Origin of the sequence: Phytohabitans rumicis, assembly GCF_011764445.1 — a bacterium.
Classification (GTDB): domain Bacteria; phylum Actinomycetota; class Actinomycetes; order Mycobacteriales; family Micromonosporaceae; genus Phytohabitans; species Phytohabitans rumicis.
The window spans coordinates 7614512-7632034 of sequence record NZ_BLPG01000001.1; the positions used below are offsets into that span (position 1 = coordinate 7614512).

Annotated in this window: 6 protein-coding genes and 1 pseudogene; 3 read left to right on the forward strand and 4 right to left on the reverse strand. The window is 72.7% G+C overall.

Features of this window, described 5'->3' with window-relative positions; translation table 11 throughout:
• Positions 1-10: 10 nt before the first annotated feature.
• Positions 11-2425 (reverse strand): annotated as a pseudogene (locus Prum_RS52360) (nSTAND1 domain-containing NTPase); the annotation flags it as partial.
• Positions 2422-2931, reverse strand: coding sequence for an nSTAND1 domain-containing NTPase (locus Prum_RS49965; RefSeq protein ID WP_371871399.1), 510 nt, complete (start codon positions 2929-2931; stop codon positions 2422-2424). The gene Prum_RS49965 and the pseudogene Prum_RS52360, both read right to left, overlap by 4 nt.
• Positions 2932-3740: 809 nt before the next feature.
• Here Prum_RS49965 and Prum_RS34745 point away from each other — a divergent pair.
• The 3 genes from Prum_RS34745 to Prum_RS34755 all read left to right on the forward strand — a co-directional run bounded on the left by Prum_RS34745 (position 3741) and on the right by Prum_RS34755 (position 10093).
• Positions 3741-6821, forward strand: coding sequence for a type 2 lanthipeptide synthetase LanM family protein (locus Prum_RS34745; RefSeq protein WP_246278281.1), 3081 nt, complete (start codon positions 3741-3743; stop codon positions 6819-6821).
• 58 nt (positions 6822-6879) lie between these two features.
• Positions 6880-7107: a hypothetical protein gene (locus Prum_RS34750; RefSeq protein WP_173080501.1), complete on the forward strand. Its 228-nt coding sequence runs from the start codon at positions 6880-6882 to the stop codon at positions 7105-7107.
• A gap of 70 nt (positions 7108-7177) precedes the next feature.
• Positions 7178-10093 (forward strand): ATP-binding protein, encoded by a 2916-nt coding sequence (locus Prum_RS34755; protein ID WP_173080503.1) that lies wholly within the window; start codon positions 7178-7180, stop codon positions 10091-10093.
• Positions 10094-10101: 8 nt separating this feature from the next.
• Here Prum_RS34755 and Prum_RS34760 read toward each other — a convergent pair whose 3' ends face one another.
• The gene (locus Prum_RS34760) at positions 10102-16443 is read right to left on the reverse strand and encodes a non-ribosomal peptide synthetase (protein ID WP_173080505.1); all 6342 of its coding nucleotides are present in this window, start codon (positions 16441-16443) and stop codon (positions 10102-10104) included.
• Complete coding sequence (locus Prum_RS34765) at positions 16440-17420, reverse strand: TauD/TfdA family dioxygenase (RefSeq protein WP_173080507.1); 981 nt, start codon at positions 17418-17420, stop codon at positions 16440-16442. The genes Prum_RS34760 and Prum_RS34765 overlap by 4 nt, the downstream gene beginning before the upstream one ends.
• Positions 17421-17523: the final 103 nt, after the last annotated feature.

Genomic DNA, 17523 nt, shown 5'->3' on the forward strand with positions numbered 1-17523 from the left:
ACCAGACGCGGACGACGCTGTCCGCGCTGCCGGCGGCGAGGGTACGCCCGTCCGGGCTGAACTCGACAGCGAAAACGATGCCGGTGTTCGCGGTCAGGGGTGGGCCGAGCTGGTTGGCGGTGGACGGGTCGGCAAGGTTCCACAGCCGGGTTGTGCTGTCCACACTGCCCGAGGCCAGCGCGCGCCCGTCGGGGCTGAACTTGACCGACCACACTGGACCGTTGTGTCCTGTGAGGGGTGCGCCCAGGGGTGCCGGACGGGCCGGGTCGCTGACGTTCCACAGGCGGATGGTCTTGTCCTTGCTGCCGCTGGCGAGCGTGCGCCCGTCCGGGCTGATGGCCACGGAGTGGACGAGCGCGCTGTGCCCGGTGAGCGGCCGGCCCATGAGCACGGCGTGGGCTGGGCTCGCCACGTTCCACAGGCGGATGGTCTGGTCGTCGCCCGCGCTGGCCAGCAGGCGCCCGTCGGGGCTGAACGCGACCGACCGTACGGCCGCGGTGTGTCCGGTCAGGGGCCGGCCCAAGGGCGCCGGATGGGCCGGGTCGCGAACGTCCCACAGCCTGACGGTGTGGTCCTCGTTGGCGGTGGCGAGAGTATGCCCGTCGGGGCTGAACGCGACCAGGTAGACCGTGCCGTTGGTGCCGGTGATCGGCCGGCCAACGGGTGACGCGTTGGCGGGGTCGGTGACGTCCCACAGGCGGATGGTCTTGTCATCTCCCGCGGTGGCCAGCAAGCGCCCGTCCGGCCGAAAGACGGCCGTAGTCACCCAACTGGTGTGTCCCGCCAGCGGTTTGCCAAGCGGTGCCGGGTGGGTCGGGTCGCGGAGGTCCCACAGCCGGGCGGTGTTGTCGTAGCTCGCCGTGGCAAGGACGCGCCCGTCGGGACGGAACGAGGTCAGGTATACCGCTCCGGTGTGCCCGGTCAGCGGCGTGGCGAGGGGAGTGTTCGTGGTGGAGATCAGCCGGGTGTACACGTCCTTGTCGTCCCGGCGCATCCGGTGAGCCACCAGATTCAGTTGCGCCGAAAGGGATTGGTCTGTTGCCTGCAGGCGGTCTGCTTCGGCCAGCACCTGCCGGAACACCGCCTCGTCGCGTTGCCGGACGGCCACCGCCGCGGCCGCGACGGCGACGACCGCGGCCAGAGCCACAGCGGCCACGGCGCCGCGGCGGGCCCAGATCGCCCGCCGTCGGTGTCGGGTCGAGGCGGTCAGGAAGGCCCGGGCCGCGGTGGTCAACTCGACCCGTTCCGCTGGTTTCATCTGATAGCGGACCGTCTCCAGCCGGGCTCCGCGGTAGATCAGCGAGGGGTCCCGCCCCTGTCGCTCCCAGGCCGCGGCGTCCTCCTCCAGGCGCTGCCGCGCCAGGTTTCCGGCCCGGTCTTGGTCGATCCATCGCCGCAGCCGCGGCCAGGCCCGCAGCAGCGCCTCATGACTGATCTCCACACACCCGGCGTCGAGCGTGACCAGCCGCTCTCTGGCGAGTACCTCCAGCGCCTCCGCCGCCGCCGCGCTGTCGGGGGAATGCCGCGTCAGCTCCGCGGACGAGGTGCGCCGGCGGGTATCCCGCGTGTCCTCGCCGATCCGCACGAGCCGCAGCAACAGTCGGCGCGCGGCGGCCTGACCATCCGGGCGCAGCTGCGCCCAGGCCCGCTCCGCCGTCGCCGCCACGGCGCCGTGGATTCCCCCAGCCGCCCGGTATCCGGAGACCGTGAGCCTGCCGGCCTGCCTGCGCTGCCAGATGGCGAGCAGCGCATGCGACAGCAGCGGCAGAGCCCCCGGATCGTACGCACCTGCGCCGCCCGCGCCGGGAGTGCCGCCGAGATCCCGTCGCAGCACCTCCACGAGGCCGGCCTCCGGACGCAGACCCACGGCCTGCGCCGGGCGCGTGATCGCGTCTCGCAGCTCGGTCGATGTCATCGGCCCGAGTACCATCTGCCGGTCCTGAAGCGCTCCGGCCAGTTCCGCGTACTCCAGGCACCGACCGTAGAAGTCGGCGCGCAATCCCAAAATCACGACGGCCGGCACCGGACCGCCCGGAGTAGCCGGCGTACATGCCGCCTGGAGAGCCCGGATGAACGCCGACCGCCGGGCGTCGTCGCGGCAGAGGGTGAAAGCCTCCTCGAACTGGTCCGCGACGAGCACAAGTCGCGCTTCCGGTCTGGCTAGTCGTTCTGCGTGCGATACACACGCCGCACGCACCTTGGCGGCGAACTCTTCCCCTGCCGTGTCCGCGGATGCGTCCAGGGCTTCCGACAGGCAAGGAATCTGGTCGACCAGCGCACGCACGGGATCCGCCCCGGGGACCGTCAGCACGACCGGCCAGTTCGCCGAGCCTTTCGCCGGCAACGCCCCGCGGGCCAGCGCGGGGATGAGCCCGGCTCGCAGAAGCGATGACTTCCCCGAGCCCGAGGCCCCGACGAGCGTCACGATCCCCCGGTGATCAGCGCCTGACCGAGCCGAGCCACCAGGGCCCGCGTGGCCCGCTCGCGGCCGAAGAACCGCGCGGCGTCCGCCTCGCCGTACGCTGCCAGCCCTTGGTACGGGCACAGCGCTGAATCGTCCTCGGCGCTGGGCTGCTCGTCGACGTTTTCCGGCTCGGGCGCAGCGGCGGGACTCGCCAGGGCCTCTTTCCATAGGGCGCGCCATGCCTCCAGGTCGTACAGGCCCGCTACGACGGGTTGGGGTTGCCGCTTGCGGGCGTGCCCGATCAGCATTTCCAGGACCGTCGCCAAGACGGCGAACCGAGCGGGGACGTTGCGGCCACGCCGCCAGTCGCTCACCCGCTGCGCGGACACGCGTACGGCCCGCCCTCGCTCATCGACCCGCCCGGCGCTCGCCACCGCCACCGTCACCCGTTTCAACGGCGGGTTACCCGCTTCGGCGTAGAGCAGAGCGAACCGATCGGCGAACGTGCCCCGCTGTCCCAACGCCATGCCCACCTCAGGCACCTACCGTTCCGTCGCCCCCGCCGAATCCGGACCGGAAAACCCACGGCGAACCGGACCCCTGGATCTCGCGTCGCCTTCGATCTTGTGGCATCAAGCTTCATGACGTCTGTCTATTCCCGAAGCCTACCTCCCAGGTCAATGAAGCCAGCCGTACGCGACGCGTCCTACTCGTCTTCTGGGAATTTGGAATCCGAGCGGAGGTCTATGTGAAAATCGTCTCTCGCGCGCTGACGAGGACTCTCTTCGTCGTTGCCCTGATAGCGACCGGACTCGGGGTCGCCGCGGCGCCCGCGTCGGCAGACTCACACCTGCATTACAACCTGAACTCCCTCACCTTCACCCCGGTGCTGAGGGGACAAGGCGCCTCGGCCGGCGATGCCGCATGCCAGTTCCGGCTGCGGTACGGCAATTTTGGGAACGTCGCATTCGCGCAGCTTCGCGTATACGCCGGAGGATGTGGCGGTTACGGCGTCCAGGTCAGGGCCGCATCAGGCTCGGTCTTCCGGAACTGGAGCAATAGCGGTAGTCCCACCGCTGGAACCGATGGCTGTGGGCCATACTTCGAGATCCAGGCCACCAGCTCCGCTGAGGTCGGTGATCATGAAGTTAGCGTCCGGGCAAGCGCTCTCCCCAACGCTAACTTCATGATCACCGCAGTCAAGACAGTCGCGATGTGGGCGCGGGGTTGACCGCCGGTCCGCTGTGGACATACGTACTCGGCGAACTTGATCGCGACGAGAATGTACGCGGCCTATACCCATGTCCGGCCGCGGGTGGTCTGCCACGATCGGGGCGTGACAGGATCGTCCACCACCCCAGCCGCCACTCCGCCCGCCGCGGTGGAGGGCTGGTGGGCGGCTGCTCTCGCGCTCGGCGAGCGGCTGGCCGCCGGCGTACCAGAGCTGGCCAGCGCCGATCCTGACGTCGACGCACGGATCGAAGCCTGGCGGGGCACCTGCGACGGGGCCGGCGCCGGCCAGTTCACGCTGCGGCTGGCCGATGCCGGGATCGACGAGTCCGGGCTGCGGGCGCTGCTCGCCGAGCCGGCGTCCCACCTGGGCGCGCGAGCTTCGCGACCGTCGTGGGTACGGGTGGTGGAAGGTGCCCTGGGGATCTCGCCGCTGCCGGTGGTCGACGCCGAGGCGCGCGGGTCGGACGTCTTCGCCGGCGTGGTGCACCCGTTCGTCGAGGAGATCCGCCGGCAGTTGGCGGCCGAGCCGCTGTCTGACCTGGTCGACGCCGCGACCTTGAATGACGCGTACGCCGCACGGCTCGGCCGGCGGCTGGCCGCCGTCGCCGCGCCTGTCCTGGTCGCCGAGTTGCACGCGGCGAAGGGGCGCGGTGAGCTGTCCGGTACGGAGGGCGGGGAGCGGTTCGCCGACTTTGTCCGGCAGCTTGCCGCACCGGGCCGGTTGGCGGCCTTGCTGGCCCGGTACCCGGTCCTCGGCCGCCTGCTCGGGCAGCACGCGCAGCAGGCCGTCGACAGCCGGCGCGAGTTGCTCGCCCGCTTCGTCGCGGACCGGCCGGTGGTCGTGGACGGCCTGCTCGCCGGGCGTGACCCGGGCCGGCTGGTCGCGGTCCACGACATGGGCGCCGACGCCCACCGCGGCGGCCGGTCGGTGGCGGCCCTGGTCTTCTCCGACGGGCGCCGGGTGATCTACAAGCCGCGCGCCGTGGCGGTACACGTCCGGTTTGCCGCGCTCGTCGCCTGGCTCAACGGCGCATTGGCCGGCACCGCCCTGCGTACGCCCGCGGTGATCGCCCGGGACGGCTACGGCTGGTTGGAGTTCGTCGCGGGCGAGCCGGTCCCCGACCTGGCCGCCGCCGATCGCTTCTACCGCCGGCAGGGCGCGTTGCTCGCGTTGCTGCACCTGGTGGGGGCCGTCGACATCCACCGGGAGAACCTCGTCGCCGCCGGTGACCAGCCGGTCGTGGTCGACGTGGAGACGGTCCTGCATCCGATGACGCCCGTGCCGTGGCTGACCAGCGATCCCGCCGCCGACCGGCTCGCGTCGTCCGTTCACCGCACGGGTGTGCTGCCGATGATGCTGGTCGGCGACCACGGGCGGGCCGACATGTCCGCGCTCGGCGGCGACGGCGCCGCACCCGCGGGCGTCGCCTTCTGGGACGAGCCCGGCACCGACCGCATGCGCCTGGGCCGCCGGAGCACCCCGCTGGCCAGCCGTGGCAACCGCGTACGTCTCGACGGCGTGGAGCGTGACCCGGTCGACCACGAGCCGGACCTGCTTGCCGGGTTCCGCGCCGCCTACAACGCGATCATGCGGGATCGCGTGCGGGTGGGCGCGCTGCTGCGCCATTTCGCGGACGTCGAGACGCGCGTCGTGGTCCGCCCCACCCAGTTGTACCGGACGCTTCTGGACCGGTCGAACCACCCGGCCGTGCTGCGCGACGCGCTCGATCGGGATCGCGTGCTGGACGCCCTGTGGGCGGTGGCCGCCACGTCGCAACCCGGATCGACCCAGCTGTTCCGGCACGAACTGGCCGAGCTGTGGTCGGGCGACGTGCCGCTGTTCACCACGACTCCCGCCGAGATAGGCGTACGGACCGCGGACGGCACCCTGGTGGACGGGCTCTTCGAGCGCTCGGGGCTGGCCGGCGCGCTGGGCCAGCTCGACGCGATGAGCGACGCGGACCGCCGGGACCAGGAGTGGATCATCTCGGCGACGCTGGCCACCCGCCGTCCGCCCGCTGGCCACCGGGGTGGACCCGGCGCCGAGGGCCGCGCCACGGCGGTGGATCCGGCGCGGTTGCTCGCCGCCGCGCGTGGCATCGCCGACCAACTGGTGGCGTTGGCGGCGCGCCGGCACGGCGAGGTCAACTGGCTGGGGCTCGAGCTTGTCGAGGAGCGCCAGTGGCTCGCGCTGCCGATGGGCGCCGGGCTGGCCACCGGCTACACCGGCGTCGCGCTCTTCCTGGCCGAGTTGTGGGCCCTGACCGGCGTGGAGCGGTACGCGTCGGTCGCCCGAGCGGCGGTCCGCCGGGTGCCGCCGCTGCTGGCCGCCCTTTCCGGCAGCGACGAGACGGTACGCGCGGTGGGCTGCGGTGGCATGACCGGCTTCGGCGGCATCGCGTACGCGCTGGCCCGGCTCGCCGGCCGGCTCGACGACGCCTCGCTGTGCGACGGGACGCGGTCCGCGATCGGCCTCGCCGAGCGGTGCGTCGTCCCGGACGCGCCGTTGGGCGTGTTCACCGGGGTGGCCGGGTGCCTGGCGGCGATGACGGCGGTGTACGAGGAGCTCGACCTGCCCGAGGCGGCGCACACGGCCCGCCGCTGCGCGACGCTCCTCGCGGAGCGGGTCGACGCGCCCTCCACCTCAACCGGGTTCGCCGCGGGAGACGCGGGCATCGGCTGGGCGCTGGTGCGCCACGCGAGGTCCGGCGCGGCGGTGCCGGACGCCGCTCACCTCGACGTGCTCGGCTCCCGCCTGCTGCGCGGCGCCGCGACGACCGGCGACGAGTACGGGTGGTGCGCCGGACAGGCGGGCGTACACGCGGCCCGGCACGCTGCCGGCATCGCCGACGATCCCGCGGTGCTGGACGGCTACGCCACCCGGCCGGTGCTCCGCGACCTGAGCCTTTGTCACGGGGAGCTCGGCATCCTCGAAGCACTCGCGGTCCGGCGGGAGAGCCGGGCGGCGTGGATCATCCGCCGCCGGGCGGGCCAGGTCTGCGACGTGATCTCCCGCGCCGGCGCGGGATGCGGGACGCCCGGCGGCGTCCCGACGCCTGGCCTGCTCAACGGTTTGGCCGGCATCGGGTACGGGCTGCTCCGCGCCGGTTTTGCGGAGCAGGTGCCGTCCGTGCTCCTTTTCGGGACCGTCCAGGTAGGAATCGGCAAAAGAAGCAGTCAATGAGGAAATGCTCGGAAGGGGAAATCTGATGTCCAGCGCTAATTTCTCGGAAGATCCTCACGTGACGGACGAGTCGGGCGATCCGGCAGGGCCTGCACCGTCCGGCCGGACACTGGCGATCCGCGCGTTCGCCTTCGGAGCCGGCGTCGCCGCCCTGCTCGGGGTGGCTGCGGCGACCGGACCCGCCTACTCCGCCTCGCCCGCCGGGGAGGTCGTACAGGTCATCCCGTCCCCTTCCTGGAATTCGACCTGCTGCTCGAACGAGTCTCCGCCGCCCCCCACCGAATGAAGCGGCAGCATCGCCGGCGGAACCCCTGCGCGTCTATCCCGAGGTGGGCCGTCTCATTAGGATCCGAAACGTGTACGCCCGCGCGGCGGCTGTAGTAGGCCGCGATGTCCAGTTAGGCGTCATCGATCGCGCGGTGGAGGACGCCCACTCCGGCCGGGGCGGCACGCTCTTCATCACCGGAGATGCGGGGATCGGCAAGTCGCGCCTGGCCGACGTGGCCGTCGAGCGGGGGCTCTCGGCGGACATGTGCGTGTTGCGGGGGCGGGGCAGCGCGATCGGGCCGATCCTTCCCTTTCGGTGCCTTACCGAGCTGCTGCTGTCGTTGCGCCACTCGGGGCACCGCGTCAACGTCGCCGAGCTGGGGCCGTACCGGCCGATCCTGTCCCGCCTCGTGCCGGACTGGGACGAGGCCGGCGGCGGCGGCGCGGCGGCGGGCGGGGCCGGTGACTCTCTTGTGATCATCGCGGAGGCGGTGCTGCGGCTCACCGGCCTCGTCGCCCGAGACGGCGGCTGCGTGCTCGTCCTCGACGATCTGCACGAGGCGGACGCGGAGAGCCTGGCGGTATTCGAGTACCTCATCCACAACCTCGGGCGGCAGGCCACCCTGCTCGTCGCGGCCTTCCGCCCGGACTCCGGCGCCGCGCCGGCGCTGGCCCGCTCGTCGGTGCAGCGCCGGCTCGCGGCGCAGGTCCGGCTGGGCCCACTGGACCGTGCCGCGGTGCGCGATCTCGCCGCGAGCTGCCTGGAGACGCCACCGGCCGACGTGCCGGAGGCCGTCGTGGATCTGCTCTGGGCGGGCAGCGGGGGTAACCCGCTGCACGCCGAAGAGCTGCTCAACGATCTCTGCGACGGCGAGGTGCTGCGGCATACGGAGCGGGGCTGGGTGGTGGGCGGCCCGGTGCCGGTCGCGCTGCCGATGACCGTCGCACCGAGCCTCACCCACCGGCTCGAGCAGCTCTCCGAGCAGGCTCGTGAGGTGCTCTTGACGGCGGCGGTCCTGGGGCACCGCTTCCCGCTGGCCGTGGTGCAGGCCGTGACCGGGCTGGACGACCGGGACCTGTTCGGACACTTCTCCGGCGGCAGCCCGGCGGCGCACCTGGTGACCCCGGACGAGCAAAACCCTGACTGGTACGCGTTCCACCACCCGCTGCTGGCGGAGTCGCTGTTGGCCCTGCTCCCGGCCGGGCGGCGGGCCCGGCTGGCGGAACGTGCCGCCGACGCGATCGAGCAGCTGCATCCGGGGCTGCCCGGCGAGTGGTGCCAGCAGGCGGCCACGTTGCGGCTCACCGCCGGCGACCGGGTCGCCGCCGGCCTGCTCTTCACCGAGGCGGGGCGGCGGGCACTGACCCAGGGGGCCGCCCGCTCGGCGGTCACACTGCTCGAACGTGCCCAGGAGACGCTGGCCGCCGAGGGCGACGTCGAGGCGCGGGCGGACGCCCAGGAGGCGTTGCTCTTCGCGTACGTGGAGGTCGGTCAGATCAAGCAGGCGCTGGCGTCGGTGGAGGTGCTCGACCGGCTCGGCGGCGGCCTCGACCCGGGGCGGCGGTCGGCCTGGCACACCCGGCTGGCCTGGGCGGCGATGCTCTACGGCAGCATCGACGACGCCCTCGCCCACGTGCGGGCCGCGCGGGCGCTGCTCGGCTCGGACCCCGACCCCGCGGCCGGCGCACGGATCGACGCGGTCGAGGCGCACCTGATGCTTGACCAGCCGGGCGAGGGGCACGTCGCCGCCGAGGCGCTGGCCCGCCGGGCGGTGAGGGTGGCCGAGGCGATCCCCCTCCCCGACGTCGCCTGCCAGGTCTGGCAACTGCTGGGTGCGGTCACGCGCATCCGCGACCCGGCCGAAGGCACCGCCTGCCTGGAGCGGGCCCGCACCATCGCCGTGCAACACGGGCTGCCGATCGCCGAGGCGCACGTGCTCATCCGGCTCGGCAACGACAACGCGCTGCATGGCGGCACGATCGATCGGCTGATACAGGCCCGGGACGCCGCGCGCCGACTCGGTGCGGTGACCGTCGGATACCAGGCCGAGTCGAGCATCGCGACACACCTGGTGCTCATGGGACGGTACGCCGAGGCGGAGGAGGTCATCGACCGCTGCCTGCCCGACACGGGGCGCCTGACGCTCCTGGAGACCACGCAGTACCTGTTGCTCGCGAAGGCGATGCTCGCCGCCCACCAGGGCCAGCGGCGTGCGATGGATGGGGCGCTCGCCGAGTTCCGGGTGGCGGGCGGCGACCTGCCGCTGCACGTGCCGCGGGTGCACGGGCTGGTCCGCGCGTTCTGCGCCCTGGCCGAGGAAGACCGGCCCCAGGCGAGGGCGGAGCTCGATCGCGCGCTGGCGGCCGAGGCGCAGAGCCCGACTATCTTTCCGCTCAGCGGCCGGTATGGTCTCGACCCCCTGTTGCGGGCCCTCGCCGGTGACCTGGACGAGCGGGAGCTCCAGGAGCTCACCAGCACGCCGGCCAGCCGGCTGCGCTGGGACCGCCAGTTCTCGCTGCTGGCCGGGGCCGTGCTCGCCGGGCGAGCCGGCCGCGCGACGGCCGCGGCAGCACTGGTGTCCGACGTGGACAAGCTGGGCGAACCCTACGAGATGGGCCGTCACCTGGGGCTGCGACTCGTCGCCGAGGCGGCGCTCGACGATGGCTGGGGCACGCCGGTGCCCTGGCTGCGGGCCGCGGAGGAGTACTTCCACGGCGCCGGCTTCACCCCGGCGGCGAGCGCCTGCCGCGCGCTGCTGCGCCGGGCCGGCGCCCCGGTCGGCCAGCGACGCCGTGGCGTCGAAGAGATCCCGGCGCAGCTGCGCTCGGCCGGTGTGACCGTGCGCGAGTTCGAGATCCTGCGGCTGCTGCGCGAGCGACTCGGCAACCGGGAGATCGCCGAGCGCCTGCACCTGTCGCCGCGGACCGTCGAGAAGCACGTGGCGAGCCTCCTGGTGAAGACGGGCAGGACGAGCCGGCTGGGTCTCAGCCAGCTCGAAACCTGACTGCCTGATCACTCGTCGTTCCGCGTGTCCGGGACGGTCTTCGTCAGCAGGGCATCCAGCTCCGCGTCGGAGAGCGCGGCGACGTCGGCCTCGACCGCGTCCGTGACCGCTTCGGCCAGCTGGGCGACCGTCCTGGACTCGAACAGTTGGCGCAGCGGGAACTCGACCGCGAAGGCCCGGCGCAGGCGGGCGAGGACCCGGGTGGCGAGCAGGGAGTGCCCGCCGACGGCGAAGAAGTCGTCGTCCACGCTGACCTCGCTCAGTCCGAGCACCTCCCGCCAGATGTCCGCGACTATCTCTTCGGCCGCCGTCTCCGGCGCCCGCAGCGCCCTTCCCGTGCCGGGTCGGGGCGCCGGCAGCGCCTTGCGGTCGACCTTCTGGCTCGACGTCTTCGGCAGATCCGCCAGGAAGGTCCACCACGACGGGATCATGTTCTCCGGCAGCAGGCCCCGCAGGTGTTCGCGGAGTTCGACCGGGTTCGGCCCCGGTCCCTCGCGGAGCACCAGGTAGGCGGCGAGTCCCTTGTCGCCCGGCGTCACCTCGGCCGCGACGACGGCCACGGCCTGGACCGAGGGGTGCCGGGCCAGCGCGGCCTCGATCTCGCCGATCTCCATGCGCAGACCGCGGATCTTGACCTGCTGGTCGATCCGGCCGAGGAACTCGACCGCACCGTCCGGGCGGTACCGCACCAGGTCGCCGGTGCGGTAGAGGCGCGCGCCCGGTTCCTCGGACAGCGGATCGGGCACGAACTGCCGCGCGGTCAGCTCCGGCCGGCCGTGGTATCCGCGGGCGAGCCGCACGCCACCCAGGCACAGCTCGCCCGGTACGCCGATCGGGACCGGCCGTAGGTCGGGATCGAGCACGTACGCCCTGGTGCCGGCCACGGGTCGGCCGATCGGCAGCACCGCGGTGGCGGGCTCGGACCGTTCCGGCGACGAGGCGTCCACCGGGTGCAGGAAGCAGGTGACGGTCGCCTCGGTCGGACCGTAGTTGCACAGGAACCGGCCGGGCAGCCCGGTCGCCGCCCACCGCTGCGCGTCCGAGGCGGTGACCACGTCGCTGCCGACGTTCATGAGCGCGAGCCGGTCCAGCCCGCTCACGTCGTACTCGAGCATCTCCCGGTAGTACGCCGGCGTGATCTCCATGATCGTGACCTGGTGCTCGGCGAGCCGTGCGGGCAGGTCGGCCGGCGCCCAGAAGACCGGGTCGCCGACCACGATCGTCGCGCCGGCCAGCAGCGTGGCCGCGATCTGGTCCATCGCCACGTCGAAGGTGAGCGCCGACAGCAGCACCACCCGGTCGCGCGGCGTGATGCGGTAGGCGTCGGCGATGACCCGGCAGTGGTGGGCGTACGACCGATGCTCGATCATCACCGCCTTCGGCCGTCCGGTGGAGCCGGACGTGTAGATGAGATAGGCGAGGTTGCGCGGATCCGTGACGGTCGGTAGGTCGACGCCCGCTTCGTCGCCGGCGCCGGCCTCGTCGTCGACGGCGACGACCGTGTACGGGCCGTCGAAGGTCGCGGCGAACTCGCCGGTGGTGACCACCACCCGGGCGCCGGAGTCGGCGATCATGTAGTCGCGGCGCTCCGCCGGCTGGGTAGGGTCCACGGGCGTGTACACGCCGCCGGCCTTGAGCACCCCGAGCAGGACGACGACCGCGTCGAGGCTGCGTTCCAGGCACACCGCGACCGTCGTCTCCGCGGCCACGCCGAGCCGGCGAAGGCGGCGGGCGAACCGGTTGACGCGCTCGTCGAGCTGCGCGTATGTCACCTGCTCGGTGCCGAACACCGCGGCGAGCGCCTCCGGTGTGCGCCGCACCTGGGCCTCGAAGAGCTGTGGCACGCACAGGTGGTGCTCGGCGGCGGGGTCGAGCCGGTCGATGACGTCGGCGCCGGACCGCGGCCACTCCCGCAGCAGCCGGTGCCGCTCGTCGCCGGCCAGTAGTTCCAGCTCGCCCAGGCGGCTGCGCGGCTCGGCGACGATGCTGTCCAGGAGCCGCAGGTACTGCCCGGCCAGCCGTTCGACGGTGCTCCGGTCGAACAGTTCGGTGGCGTACTCGAAGACGCAGCGCAACCGGCCGCCGGCCCGCTGCTGGACGGTCAAGGTCAGGTCGAACTTCGACACCAGCGGGCCCGATCGGATCGGCTCGATGGCGGCTCCGCCGAGCGTGGCCGGGAACCGGTCCAGATGCTGTACGTCGAACATGACCTGGAACAGCGGGTTGCGGGACAGGTCCCGCTCCGGCTGGACCGCGTCGACAACATGCTCGAACGGGACGTCCTGGTGCGCGAAGGCGTCCAGGGTCACCGCCCGCACCTGCTCCAGCAGGTCGACGAAGCGGGGGTCGCCCGCCAGGTCACACTGGATGACCAGGGTGTTGGTGAACAGGCCCAGCAGATCCTCGGTCTCCGGCCGGGTCCGGCCGGCCACCGGCGTCCCGATGGCGACGTCGCTCCGGCGCGCGTAGCGGGCCAGCAGCACCTGGAAGGCGGCCAGCAGCACCATGAACGGTGTGGCGGCGCGGTCGCCGGCGAGGGAGAGGACGGAGCGGGCGAGCGACTCGGGCACGTCCAACGCCAGCAGGGCGCCGCTCGGGTCGCGCTGTGCTCCCCGCGACCGGTCGGTCAGCAGCTCCAGCGGCGCGAGCCCGGCCAGCCGATCCCGCCAGTACGCCAACTGTCCACTGTGGTCGGCCTGCTCCCGTTGCCAGGCCGCGAAGTCCGCGTACTGCAGGGCCGGGCCGGCCCACGGGGCGGCGTCGGCGACGTAGGCCGCGTCGAGGTCGGCCAGGAAGATGCCCATGGACCAGGCGTCGAACGCGACGTGGTGCAGCGCCATGAGGAGCAGGTGGTGGTCGGGTCCGAGCCGGACGAGCGTGACCCGCAGGGGATGCTCCGCGGCGAGGTCGAAGGGCCGGCCGGAGGCGCGGTCGAGCAGCTCCAGGCCGGCCGTCTCGGCGTCCGGCCGCCCGGTCAGGTCGACCTGCTCGAACGCGAGGCTCCCGGGCGGGTCGACGACCTGCACGGGCTCGCCGTCCCGGTCCAGGTATCGGGTGCGCAGCACCTCGTGCCGGCGTACCACCGCCGCCGTCGCCCGGCGCAACCGGTCCGGATCGAGCGCGCCGTGTACCCGTACCGCCAAGGGGATGAGGTATTCGGCCGTGCCCGGGGTGAGCTGGTCGAGGAACCACATCCGTTGCTGGGCGAAGGACAGCGGCAACGGACGGTCCCGGGGGACCGGTGTGACCCCGATCGCGGCGGCCGGGGCGAGCTGGTCGCCGATCCACTCGGCCACCCCCTGCACCGTCGGCCTGGCGAAGAGGTCGCCCACCGTCATCTCGATGCCGAACGTCCGGCGCAGTCGCATGACCAGGCGGATGGCCGCCAGCGAGTGCCCGCCACGGGCGAAGAAGTTGTCGGTGACCGCGATCTCGTCGGCGCCCAGGACCTCGGCCATCGCGGTGGCGATGTCGCGTTCCACCGGTGTACGAGGTGCGGGCCCCGCCGCCGCCTCGGCGGTGCTGGTCCCGATGGCGAGCAGTGCCGCCCGGTCCACCTTGCCGTTCGGCGTGAGCGGCAGGCGCTCGACCGGAAGGATCTGCGCGGGCACCATGGCGGCGGGCAGCCGGTCGGCCAGGTGGTCGTGGAGATCGTCGGGCACCCCGGGCACCACGTACGCGACGAGGTGCGTCTCGCCCGCCTCGGTGTGCCGCCCGATCACCACGGCGGCGGTGATCTCCGGGTGCTCACCCAGCACGCACTCGATCTCCGCCGGCTCGACGCGTACCCCGTTGACCTTGATCTGCTGGTCGACGCGGCCGAGGAACTCCAGCTCGCCGTCCTCGCGCCACCGGACCAGGTCCCCGGTGTGGTACCAGCGCTGGCCGGGCCGGTCGGCGTACGGGTTCGGCGTGAACCGGGCGGCGGTGAGGTCGGTCCGGCCGAGGTATCCGCGCGCCAGCCCGACGCCGCCGAGCCGCAGCTCGCCGGGCACCCCGACCGGGACCAGTTGGTCGGCCCGGTCGACCACGTACAGCTCGATGTTGGGCAGGGGACCGCCGATCGGCACGCTCTCCGCCGCCTCGTCGGGCTGGAACGTCGCGGCCGTCGCGTCGATCGAGCACTCGGTCGGTCCGTACGTGTTGACCACCTCGATGTCGAGCAGGTCGACGAGCCGCCGGGCCAGTGCCGCCGGGAGGGCCTCGCCGGCCGAGCAGAGCAGGCGCAGCGAGGTGCACCGGGCGAGTCCGGGCTCGTTGACAAGCAGGCGCAGGACGGACGGGACGACCTGCAGGAGGGTGACCCGGTGCCGGACTATCGCGGCCGTCATCACCGCCGGGTCGCGGTGCCCGTCGGGCGGGGCCATGACGACCGACCCACCGGACACGAGCGGGGCCAGCAGTTCCCACACCGCCGCGTCGAACCCGATGGTGGTTTTGTGCAGCAGGCGGTCGGCCGCGGTCATCCCGTACCGTTGCACCGACCAGAGCACCCTGTTGCGGATGCCCTCGTGGGTGACGACCACGCCCTTGGGCCGGCCGGTCGAACCGGACGTGTAGACGATGTAGGCGGACTGCCTGTCATCGATGTCCGGAAGATCGCCTGGGTCGGCATCAGGCTGATCGAGCAGGTCGTCCACTGTGGAGTCGGTGAGGACCAGCGCCGCGCCGGAGTCGGCGACCATGTACGCGAGGCGGTCGGCCGGATACTCCGGTGGCAGCGGCACGTACGTCCCGCCGGCGGCGAGGACCGCGAGCACGGCCACCGGCAGATGCAGCCCTCGGTGCATGGCCACGCCCACCGGCGTCTCGGCCGTCACGCCGTGCCGGCGCAGGTGCCCGGCGAGGACCCGGACCCGGTCGGCGAGCTCGGCGTAGGTGAGCTCCTGCTCTTCGGCGCGTACGGCCACCGCGTCCGGATCGGCCTGCGCCCGGGCCAGGAACAGCGCCGGCAGGCTCTGGCGCGGCCGGGCCACGTCGGTGCTGTTCCACCGGGTGAAGCACCGCCGATCCGCCGCCGGCACCAGGTCCAGCTCCGCGACCGGACGGGCGGGGGCCTCGGCGATCGACCGCAGCAGCCGCAGGTAGCTCGCGGCCATCCGCTCGACGCGGGCCTGGGTGAACAGGCTCGTCGGGTAGACGAACTGGCCGACGACGGTGCCGTCCGGGTGCTCGGCAAGATGCAGCGACAGGTCGAAGCTGGAGCCGGCGAAAACGGGCGGGCAGACCTCGACCTCCAGCCCGGCCAGGCGGAACGGCTCCCGCCGCACGGTGTTCCAGTCGAACCCGGCTTGGAAAACGGGATTGCGGGTGGCGTCGCGCGTCACGCTCAGGCGCGACATGACCTCGCTGAACGGTGCGCCGTGCCGTAGCGCCTCCAGGACCCGCTGGCGGACCTCGGCCACCAGGTCCGGAAACCCGCCAGTCTCGTCCACTGTGGAGCGTATGACCACCGTGTCGAGGAAGAGGCCGATCAGCCTGGCGGTCTCCGCCCCGGTGCGGGTGTTCATCGACACGCCGACCCCGATGTCGGTCTGGCCGCTGTAGCGGCTCAGCAGGAGCTGGAACACGGCCAGGTGCACCATGAACGGGGTCGCCCGGCCGGCCCGTCCGAGATCGCGCAACCGCATGGCCAGCTCGGCGGGGACGGTGACCGGGACGCTCGCGCCGTCGGGCACCCACTGCGCCGGCCGCAGCCGGTCCGCCGGCAGCTCCAGCGGCCCCAACCCGGCCAGCCGTTCCTGCCAGTACGCGAGCGCCGCGGCCGCTGATCCGCCGCCGGCCCGCTCCCGCTCGCGGCGTGCGACCTGGTGATACTGCGTCAGCAACGGGGCCAGTGCCGGCGCCGGGCGACCCAGCGCGGCGGCGTAGAGCGCCTCCAGTTCGCGGGCGAGCACGCCCCACGACAGCCCGTCGAAGGCGATGTGGTGCACGATGACGAGCAGCACGGCGTCGTCCGGGGCGAGCCGGACCAGGGTGGCCCGCCAGGGTGCCTGCTTGTGCAGGTCGATGGGGGTCCGCAGGTCGGTGGTGCGGACCTCGTGCAGCTCCCGCTCCCGCTCGGCGGGCGGCAGCGCGGTCAGGTCGACCACGGGGAGCGGGACCGGCGCGATCGGGTCGACCAGCATGCCGGCGGTGTCGCCGACCGTGTCGTAGCGCGAGCGCAGGATCGAGTGCCGGGCGGCCACCTGGGTCAGGGCGGCGCCGAGCGCGCCGGCGTCCAGCGGCCCGCGGATCCGCAGCGCGGCGGACAGTAGCTGGTCGACCGCCGCGCCCGGCCGGAGCTGGTCGAGGAACCACAGCTGCTCCTGGGCGACCGACAGCGGACGCCATTCACGATCGGTGGTCACGGTCGCCTCCCGTCATCGCCACTGTCCACAGTGGCGGGGTCCCATGCTTCGGCCATCGCGACCGCAATCTTCCGGTGACCGGTGAACGGCTCCCGGCCATGCGCGGCCAGCATGTTGTCGACGACGAGGATGTCCTCGGGCTGCCAGTCGAACCGGCGCTGGGCGCCACGGTAGGCCGCCCGCAGATGCGCCACGACGTCGTCGGGGATCGGTGCGCCGTCACCGTAGTACGTGTTCGTCGGCAGGTCCGCCTCGTCGAGCATCTCCCGCAGGCCGGCGCACACGTCCGGGGCGAGCGTCGTGACATGGAAGAACGTCACGTGGTTGAACCACACCGTATCGCCGGTGACCGGATGCTGGTGCACCGCCCGCCGGCAGGCCCGCGTGCGCAGGTCCCGCGCGCCGACCCACTCGGCCTCCATGCCGTTGCGCGTGCAGTACGCGACCACCTCGGACCGGTCGTCCGTGCCGAACACCTGCTGCCACGCCACCCCGTAGCCGCTGCTGAAGTTGCGGACCACCATCCAGCCGCGGACGGCGAACTCCTCGCGGACGGCCGGGTCGATGGCCCGGTACACCTCCCGGGTGTCCGCCAGCGGCGTCGCGCCCAGCGTGTCCGGCGGGCGCAGACAGTAGAAGAACAGCGTCAGCGGCCAGCGTGCCTGGTAGGAGTTCTCGTTGTGGAGAAAGATCTCCTCGTTCGGCGGGTAGTCGGTGGAGGTGTAGACGTTGCCCGCGATGGTGCTGCGCGGCGACGAACGCTCGGTGTAGGGCAGCGGCGAGCCGGCGATCGCCCGTACGGCGCTGTCGAAGCCGTCCACCCCGCCGACGCCGTACCCGCGCAACAGCACCGCGCCATGCTCGCGAAGGTGGCGGCGCAGGGACGGCACGTCGAGTGTGGAGCCACTGGAGATCGCCGTCCCGGGGGTATCCGGCGTCATCACGACAGGTAAGCCGAGCGTGGCTGGGATCCGCATGCCTAGCAGCGTGCCCGAGTCGCGGCGCGCCCGGCAGAGAACGAACAGTGCCCGTTATTCTCTGCTGTCCCTGGCGGCTTTGGGTGCAGGCTCGCGACAGCGG